Below are 6,544 nucleotides of genomic sequence, written 5' to 3' on the forward strand. Positions count from 1 at the left end.
AATTTACTATATTGGAGTATTTGTTATGCGCCCTCGTGCCATTGTATTGTTATCTGGCGGATTAGATTCAACAACCTGTCTGGCTTGGGCGCAGGCACGCTATGAATGTATCGCACTGAGTTTTATGTATGGCCAACGCTCTACTACAGAACTTGATGCAGCTCGCGCGCTGGCTCAACGCTCGGGTGTAGAACATCGTGTCATCAATATTGATTTAGGTAACTTGGGCGGCTCAGCCCTTACTGATCATAGCATTGAGGTACCAGACCAATTGCAGGAAGGTATTCCGGTAACCTATGTGCCTGCACGAAATACCATCTTCTTATCTTATGCTTTGGCCGCTGCAGAAGTGTTCAGTGCAGAGGCAATTGTGATCGGGATTAATGCGGTGGATTATTCAGGTTATCCAGACTGCCGCCCGGAATTTATTGAAGCTTTTGCCAATATGGCACGCCTTGCAACCAAGGTCGGTGTTGAAGGTCAAGCCCTGAAATTTGAAACACCTTTGTTACATTTATCCAAAGCAAATATCATTCGCTTAGGCCTAGAACATGGCGTAGACTACAGTCAAACGGTATCTTGCTACCAAGCAGATGACCAAGGACGTGCGTGTGGAACATGTGACAGTTGTCGTTTACGCAAGCAAGGTTTTGCTGATGCAGGTGTTGAAGACCCGACACGTTATTACCTTTAAAATCGATCAAGGTTATAAATCCATATTATGAATATTAAAGCCAAATTACTTGCGACTACCCTACTCTCTTTGTCTGCCCTATTTTCAACTGCATCTTTTGCAAATAATGATCAAGCTAAGGCAAAAGCAGAATTTGAGGCGATGAAAAAAGAATATACAACTGCCATGAAAAATGCTGGAAGCAGTTCAAATGTGCGTGACGGTTTAATTAAAGCCTGCGCTATTCCCTACAAACAGGCAGTGAAGTACAAAAAACTGACTCAGTCTGATGTGAATAAGCTTTGTACATGTGAAGTGGATGCAGAAGGTAAATTAACTCAAGCTCAGAAATGGCAGATTCAAAGCACCATCAACCAGAAGAAAAACCCTGCTACTTTAGACTTTGTTAAAAAACAAAGCCAGAACGTGCAGTCTTGTGTAGGCCCACAGCTCGCAGGTAAATTAAATTCACTTGCTGCAGAAGCCAATAAAGCCGCTCAAAAGAAATAATCCTGACGGATGTTTTTCTAGGATAAGCCACTATAATGTGGCTTATTTTTTTGAAAAAATTTAGAAAAATTGGAGAGATCATGTCTGAGATCAGCTTACTTGAGCACACTTTTCCGACCACTACAGGTGAAATTAATCTGGCCCAATTAAATGCAGAATGGCTGGTGATCTATTTTTATCCTAAAGATTCGACACCTGGCTGTACTACTCAGGCAGTCGGCTTCTCTTGTTTAAAAGATCAGTTTGATGCACTGAATACGACTATTTTGGGCGTATCACGTGACTCAGTTAAAGCGCATCAGAACTTTACTGAAAAACAGAATCTGACCATTAATCTGATCAGTGATAAAGAAGAAGTGTTATGCAAACACTTTGATGTCATTAAAGAAAAGAATATGTATGGCAAGAAAGTCATGGGCATTGAACGCTCTACCTTCATTTTCCATAATGGAAAACTGGTCAAAGAATACCGCAAGGTAAAAGCTGCTGGCCATGCTGAACAGGTTTTAGAAGATTTGAAAGCTTTACAGGCTGCTTAAGGTGTTTCATAAAATCAAAAAGGCATGCATAGAAATATCATGCCTTCTTCTTTAGAGTTGCTGCAAAGAATAATTCAATTCACTAAAGAAACCGCAATCGACCACATTACACAGCCAATAAGTATATCCAATATTTTCCAGGCTTGTGGTCGCTGAAAAATAGGTTGCAAATAACGTGCTGCATAGCCCAGTCCAAAAAAGAATACAAAGGACGCACTAATCGCTCCTAAAGCAAATTGTATCTGTGCATTGGAATATTGGGTGGAGATGGAACCAATCAAGACCAAAGCATCCAGATAGACATGCGGATTGAGCCAGGTCAGCATTAAACAGATCAGCAAAACTTTATATAAAGAAGGCACATCTTTTTGATCTGTGTCCAGACGCTGCTCATTCTTCCAGGCCTGATAAAAATGCTGAGCGCCATAGATCGCCAGAAAAGTCGCGCCCAGATATTTCGCCATATTGATCCAGTGCGGATTGACCAGCATCAATTGTGAAAATCCCAGAACACCGGCAAAAATCAATATCGCATCAGATAAGGCACAACACATACAGATCGCAAAGACATACTGCTGTTTCAAACCCTGTTTCAATACAAAAGCATTTTGTGCACCAATGGCAATAATCAGGCTAAAGCCTACTGCCAGACCTTGTATATATGCATTTAACATTGGAATATCATGGAATTATAAAGATGGAGATCATTATCTATGTTATTCTTTTCAATTAAATATAATTAAGAAAATATCATTCAGACTAAATTTTATTTAGGTAAGCTATGCCACTTAATTCTAAAAACTGTGATGCTTTTTTAGCCGTCGCAGAAACCCAAAGTTTTGATGCTGCCGCAAAAGTATTAAATATTACGGCTTCAGCAGTCACTTTAAGAGTACAGAATCTGGAAAGAGATTTGGGGCAAGTTCTAGTGCTACGTGAGCGTCCTTGTAAAGTGACCAATGCCGGTCAAACCTTACTGAATTATTTGCAGCATCAACGTCTGTTGCAGCAACAATTAATCCAGCAATTAAATGGTCAAAATAAAGCAGAATTTAGCTCGATTCATATTGCGGTAAATGCAGATTCTCTTGCAACCTGGTTATTTCCCTGTCTGAACACCACTCTGCTTGCAGAGAAAATTACTTTGAATCTTCAGGTTGCTGTTCAAAGTGAAACTCATAAGCTTCTAGAGCAGGGTCAAGTCAATGCCTGTATTAGCAGTGAGAGTGAAGCCATGCCAGGCTGTAAGGCTCATTTTATTGGACAGATGCATTATAGAATGGTCGCAACACCTGCCTTTGTGCATTCCTGGTTTAAACAAGGCATTCACCGGGAATCACTGCGTAAGGCACCCGCTGTGATTTATAATGATCAGGATCATTTACATAGCCATCTACTGTTGGCTCAATTTGGCTTAAACCAGCAATGTTTTCCTTTTCACTATATCCCCTCCTCGACCGCCTTTGCGGATGCTATTTTTTCTGGAGTAGGATATGGTTTGGTTCCGGACTATCAAATTGCGGACCGGATTCAAAATGGGACATTGATCGAGATACTACCTGAATGCAGTTGTGATGTACCTTTATATTGGCATCACTGGAAACAGCAGTCTCCCGCTCTAAAACAGTTAACCAAAGTCATTCTAGAACAGGCAGAACAATGTATGAATAATCCAGTTCATTAAACAGTTCTATGATGTCCTGTCGAATTCACAGAAATTGAATATCACATTATTGGGTTTTCCACTGCCCCATTAAATGAATATTAACTTTTTCACCCACGCCTGCAGTGGCTTTCTTCATCCCAAAATCTGAACGATTAATCACCGTGGTGGATTTCACATCGAGTAAATTAGGATTACCCTTGTTCGGTGTCAGCGTGGTATCGAATACCACTGGTCGAGTAACACCTCTTAGAGTAAGTTGACCCATGACCTGATAACGATTCGTACCATTTGGCTTAAACTGCGTACTTTTGAAATTGACTGTTTTATAGCGAGATGCATGAAACAGGTCCTCACCCATAATCATATTTTTAAGGCTGGGTTTGGAAACCTCCAAGCTATCCACCTGCATAGTGAACTCAGTAGATGATTGTTTTGGCTTATCGGGATCAAACTGCATGGTTGCCTTGAACTCTTGAAAATTTCCCTTTACCACATTCAAACCCAAGGAGTTAATGCTAAAGCCGACACTACTTTGAGGCGTCAATGTCCAGCTTTTAGCATACGCAGCCGATATACACATAGCAGATAGAGCGCCCGCATAAGCTATATGTTTCAGGAATAGATTCATTGTGTTCATCCTTAACAATCAAATGAACTCACTACCTTAAAACGGTTTCAGCCGAGATTTGTTTTATCATTTAGTTCAAACTTGTTGACCAATTGTTGATAAATCTCATTATTTTTAAATTTATGTAAAAATTCACTGGTGCCTAAAGGAAAAGCTGATTCCACCACTTCACCGCGATAATACGCTTCACGTAACGGGGTGGCTGAAATTGCACCCACCAAGCTATCGAGTTCCACCATTTCCCACTCTGGGAACAAACTTAAATAATAAGAAGATTCATCTTTAAAGTGTCCAATTAGACCAACTTTTGCTTCTGCTTCAACTACTTCAGACACCAGCGATTTCACCAGTTTTTGCCATTTTTCATCATTATAGACATCAATGACATGGACAAATTTAATGCGCTTCTGATCTGCTTCAGAAAAATTCGACAGGATCATTTCTTCACGTTCAGTGGCTAGAAATGGATTTTTAATATTGCGTTCTTGCTGTGCTGAGCCTAATGCCAGAATCACCTGCTGGCTCTGCTGCAAGGCAATTTTAATCGTTTGCATATGGGCCAGATGGAAAGGTTGAAAACGACCAATAAACACCAGGTAATCAAATTTATATTTCATAGCACATCTTACTTTTATGAACGCATCAGTTATGCCACAGGGAATTTTTTGCGACATAATAAGCGCCAATAAATTCATATTAATAAAGCAAGGATAGTACGATGACACTGAGCTGTATTCAACAACCGCATCAGCATTTAAATGCGAATTTAGACAATGGCGTACTGACCTTAGCCATTCACCGTCCTGAGGCAAAAAATGCGCTTTACGGCGAACTATATCTATGGATCGCACAGGCACTGGATGAAGCAGATCAGGATAGTAGTGTGCGTGTCGTGATTCTACGTGGTCAGGATGCAGACTTTAGTGCCGGCAATGACATGCAGGACTTCATGAAGTTTATTCAGACGCCTCTACAAGGTAAGGCTGGCAATACCCCTCCTTTTGTGCTGTTGAAGTCCGCTGCAAAATTTTCCAAGCCTCTAATTGCTGCCGTTCGTGGTGTAGCGATTGGGATCGGGGTAACGATTCTGCTGCATGCTGATCTGGTTTATAGTGACAATACTGCCCTGTTCCAAATTCCATTTGTTAGCCTTGGCCTGTCGCCTGAAGGCGCTTCAAGTAAACTGCTAGTACAACAAGCTGGCTATCATAAAGCAGCTGAGTTACTGCTTACTGCACAACGATTTAATAGTGAAAAAGCATTGGGTGCAGGTCTGGTAAATAGCATTGAGGAAGATGTCTATGCTGCTGCTGAAAAACAGGCACAAACTTTGGCTGCTTTACCACTTGCTTCCATTAAGCAGACCAAAGCATTAATGAAGCATAATCTGGCTGAAATTATCGAGTGTATTGATGATGAAGCTGAGATATTTATGAAACGTGTGGGTTCACCTGAAATGACGGAAGCCGTTCAGGCGTTTATGCAAAAACGGAAACCTGATTTCACACAATTCAACTAATTCTGAAACTTATCTTTTAATTGAGGCAGTTTAGACTGCCTCAATCTTTTATTTTTTTGAAAGAATCTAGCTTATGACTAATAAAAACTCCCAAACGACTTCTCAAACAACCGATAGTTCAAATCCTGAAAAGAAACGTTACTACGAACCTGCTCCTCAGGATATTGATGTAGACAATTTCCGCAAGGTCATCGAAAGCCGCCGTTCAGTGCGTAAATTTACCAAGAAGCCAATTCCTGCTGAAGTACTGGATGCCTGTCTGGATCTGGCCTTGCTGGCACCAAACTCCTCAAACCTGCAGCCGTGGACTTTTTATGTGGTGCAGAACCCATCCAAGAAAAAACGTCTGGTTAAAGCATGTATGAGCCAGCTTGCTGCTAAAACAGCTTCAGAGCTGATTGTCTGTGTGGCACGTACTGACCGTGTAGATGAAATGGCAAAACTGAATATCAGCGAGTTTCCATTTCCTGAGGCTCCACCAGCCATTAAAAAGTACTATAAGTACATTCCCTATAACTACAAGACCGGTTATTTGAATGCCTTTGGTAACTTTAAGAAAGTTGCTTTCAAAGTAGCTCGTACACTCGATAAACAAATGCCTGTTTCTGCATTTAGTCCTGCCGATGCCAAGCTATGGGCAAGTAAAACCACAGCATTGGCCTGTGAGAACCTGGTACTGGCTTTACGTGCTTATGGTTTTGATAGCTGTATGATGGAAGGTTTCGATGAACCGATGGTTCGTGAACTTCTAGACCTAAATGACCAGCAATATCCTGTGATGGTGATTGGTGCTGGTGAACGTGCCAAAGATGGTGTGTTCTTCCCGCAGTATCGTTTTGATCGAGAGCTGTTTATTCAGAAGGTTTGAGTTTAAAAATAGTATTTAAAGGATTTAAGAATATTAATTTACTTAATATTTGATGACATGGATGTCGCTTAATTAAGTATATTAGAAAAATCTAAATAATAATTTTATAGTTTTCTCATACAACGGCTTTGTTGCACAAAG

Annotated in this window: 9 protein-coding genes; 6 read left to right on the top strand and 3 right to left on the bottom strand. The window is 40.7% G+C overall.

Translation table 11 applies throughout. The features are described from left to right. Nucleotides 1-25 precede the first annotated feature (25 nt). The 3 genes from queC (at nt 26) to B3143_RS11545 (ending at nt 1,722) form a co-directional block, all read left to right on the top strand. On the top strand, nt 26-694 hold the full coding sequence (gene queC, locus B3143_RS11535; RefSeq protein ID WP_004784557.1) for a 7-cyano-7-deazaguanine synthase QueC: 669 nt from the start codon (nt 26-28) through the stop codon (nt 692-694). Between the two features lie 27 nt (nt 695-721). Then, entirely contained in the window at nt 722-1,183 is a 462-nt protein-coding gene (locus tag B3143_RS11540) for a hypothetical protein (RefSeq protein ID WP_004784559.1), read from the top strand. Nucleotides 1,184-1,263: 80 nt separating this feature from the next. Beyond that, nucleotides 1,264-1,722, top strand: coding sequence for a peroxiredoxin (locus B3143_RS11545; protein ID WP_004784561.1), 459 nt, complete (start codon nt 1,264-1,266; stop codon nt 1,720-1,722). Nucleotides 1,723-1,796: 74 nt separating this feature from the next. Here the strand turns inward: B3143_RS11545 and B3143_RS11550 are convergent, their stop codons facing one another. Further along, complete coding sequence (locus B3143_RS11550) at nt 1,797-2,396, bottom strand: LysE/ArgO family amino acid transporter (protein WP_004784563.1); 600 nt, start codon at nt 2,394-2,396, stop codon at nt 1,797-1,799. Nucleotides 2,397-2,503: 107 nt separating this feature from the next. On the opposite strand from B3143_RS11550, the gene B3143_RS11555 reads away from it, so the two are divergent. After that, nucleotides 2,504-3,406, top strand: a complete 903-nt coding sequence (locus tag B3143_RS11555) for a LysR family transcriptional regulator ArgP (RefSeq protein ID WP_004784566.1) — start codon at nt 2,504-2,506, stop codon at nt 3,404-3,406. A 46-nt stretch (nt 3,407-3,452) separates the two neighbouring features. Here B3143_RS11555 and B3143_RS11560 read toward each other — a convergent pair whose 3' ends face one another. Beyond that, on the bottom strand, nt 3,453-4,016 hold the full coding sequence (locus B3143_RS11560; RefSeq protein ID WP_005236683.1) for a YceI family protein: 564 nt from the start codon (nt 4,014-4,016) through the stop codon (nt 3,453-3,455). Between the two features lie 47 nt (nt 4,017-4,063). After that, complete coding sequence (locus tag B3143_RS11565; protein ID WP_004784571.1) at nt 4,064-4,633, bottom strand: nicotinate-nicotinamide nucleotide adenylyltransferase; 570 nt, start codon at nt 4,631-4,633, stop codon at nt 4,064-4,066. 101 nt (nt 4,634-4,734) lie between these two features. Between B3143_RS11565 and B3143_RS11570 the strand changes: the two genes are divergently transcribed. Together B3143_RS11570 and B3143_RS11575 are read left to right on the top strand one after the other, a co-directional pair. Further along, on the top strand, nt 4,735-5,535 hold the full coding sequence (locus B3143_RS11570) for an enoyl-CoA hydratase (RefSeq protein WP_286716059.1): 801 nt from the start codon (nt 4,735-4,737) through the stop codon (nt 5,533-5,535). Between the two features lie 73 nt (nt 5,536-5,608). Further along, entirely contained in the window at nt 5,609-6,403 is a 795-nt protein-coding gene (locus B3143_RS11575; RefSeq protein WP_005236685.1) for a nitroreductase family protein, read from the top strand. Nucleotides 6,404-6,544: the final 141 nt, after the last annotated feature.

The organism is Acinetobacter sp. UBA1496, assembly GCF_002324975.1.
GTDB classification, from domain to species: Bacteria; Pseudomonadota; Gammaproteobacteria; order Pseudomonadales; family Moraxellaceae; genus Acinetobacter; species Acinetobacter variabilis.

Excerpts from the sequence above, each read along its gene's own strand:
- B3143_RS11540 (WP_004784559.1), top strand. The coding sequence starts at position 722 with ATGAATATTAAAGCCAAATTACTTGCGACTACCCTACTCTCTTTGTCT.
- B3143_RS11555 (WP_004784566.1), top strand. The coding sequence starts at position 2,504 with ATGCCACTTAATTCTAAAAACTGTGATGCTTTTTTAGCCGTCGCAGAA.
- B3143_RS11550 (WP_004784563.1), bottom strand. The coding sequence starts at position 2,396 with ATGTTAAATGCATATATACAAGGTCTGGCAGTAGGCTTTAGCCTGATT.
- B3143_RS11565 (WP_004784571.1), bottom strand. The coding sequence starts at position 4,633 with ATGAAATATAAATTTGATTACCTGGTGTTTATTGGTCGTTTTCAACCT.
- B3143_RS11545 (WP_004784561.1), top strand. The coding sequence starts at position 1,264 with ATGTCTGAGATCAGCTTACTTGAGCACACTTTTCCGACCACTACAGGT.
- B3143_RS11570 (WP_286716059.1), top strand. The coding sequence starts at position 4,735 with ATGACACTGAGCTGTATTCAACAACCGCATCAGCATTTAAATGCGAAT.
- B3143_RS11575 (WP_005236685.1), top strand. The coding sequence starts at position 5,609 with ATGACTAATAAAAACTCCCAAACGACTTCTCAAACAACCGATAGTTCA.
- B3143_RS11560 (WP_005236683.1), bottom strand. The coding sequence starts at position 4,016 with ATGAATCTATTCCTGAAACATATAGCTTATGCGGGCGCTCTATCTGCT.
- queC (WP_004784557.1), top strand. The coding sequence starts at position 26 with ATGCGCCCTCGTGCCATTGTATTGTTATCTGGCGGATTAGATTCAACA.